The organism is Vibrio sp. 1167 (assembly GCF_033340375.1).
GTDB lineage: Bacteria > Pseudomonadota > Gammaproteobacteria > Enterobacterales > Vibrionaceae > Vibrio > Vibrio alginolyticus.
Map to the genome: position 1 here is coordinate 1 of NZ_JAWOWK010000061.1, position 1,416 is coordinate 1,416.

Genomic DNA, 1,416 nt, shown 5'->3' on the forward strand with positions numbered 1-1,416 from the left:
ATCCACGATTGTATGTCATGGAGATAGACAATGATTTACCAAGCCGAAACCCTACAGGTAAAGGAAATACAAGATGGCATAGCAGAGCTGAGCTTCTGCTCCCCTAAATCCGTAAACAAGCTCGACCTAGCAACGCTAGAGTCTCTCGATAAGGCTCTTGATGCGTTGACTTCACATCAAGGTCTAAAAGGCTTAATGCTCACTTCAGATAAAGACGCGTTCATCGTTGGCGCAGACATCACTGAATTCTTGGGCCTCTTCGCTAAAACAAACGCCGAGCTCGATCAATGGCTACAATTTGCCAATAGCATCTTCAATAAACTAGAAGACTTACCCGTTCCGACAATCTCAGTACTTAAAGGTCACACACTTGGCGGCGGCTGTGAATGCGTACTGGCTACCGACATGCGTATCGGTGACAAGACCACCAGCATTGGTCTGCCAGAAACTAAACTGGGCATCATGCCAGGCTTTGGTGGTTGTGTGCGTTTGCCGCGTGTTATCGGTGCAGATAGCGCGATGGAAATCATCACGCAAGGCAAAGCATGTCGTGCAGATGAAGCCTTAAAGATTGGTTTATTGGATGCTGTGGTTGAAACTGATGCGTTGTATGAATCCGCATTGCAAACACTGACTTCAGCTATCAACGAAAAGATCGATTGGCAAGCACGTCGTAAACAAAAAACCTCGCCACTGACACTCAGCAAGCTAGAGTCGATGATGAGCTTCACGATGGCAAAAGGCCTAGTGGCACAAAAAGCAGGTCCACACTACCCTGCGCCAATGACTGCAGTTATTACGATTGAAGAAGGCGCACGCTTTGCGCGTAACGAAGCACTCGACATTGAACGCAAATACTTCGTTAAACTCGCGAAATCAGAAGAAGCCAAAGCTCTGGTTGGTCTGTTCCTCAACGACCAATACATCAAAGGCATCGCGAAAAAAGCGGCGAAATCAGCAAGCAAAGACACTGAGCGAGCAGCGGTATTAGGTGCAGGCATCATGGGTGGTGGCATCGCTTACCAATCTGCGCTGAAAGGCGTGCCAGTATTGATGAAAGACATTGCCCAACCATCTCTCGATTTAGGCATGACCGAAGCGTCTAAACTGCTAAACAAACGCCTTGCTCAAGGTCGTATCGACGGCTTCAAGATGGCGGGAATTTTGGCATCAATTACCCCAAGCCTACATTACGCAGGCATCGAAAATTCAGATGTGATTGTTGAAGCCGTTGTCGAAAATCCAAAAGTAAAAGCAGCGGTACTGAGCGAAGTCGAATCGCACGTTGGTGAAGACACCGTCATTACATCAAACACATCGACGATTCCAATCAACCTATTGGCACAATCACTTAAACGCCCAGAAAACTTCTGTGGTATGCACTTCTTTAACCCTGTGCATCGCATGCCTTTGGTT

General features: G+C 47.3%; 1 protein-coding gene. It reads left to right on the top strand.

Features of this window, described 5'->3' with window-relative positions:
• Nucleotides 1-30 precede the first annotated feature (30 nt).
• On the top strand, nt 31-1,416 hold a 1,386-nt coding region (locus R7Z78_RS24350), incomplete at its 3' end, for a 3-hydroxyacyl-CoA dehydrogenase NAD-binding domain-containing protein (RefSeq protein ID WP_169643847.1).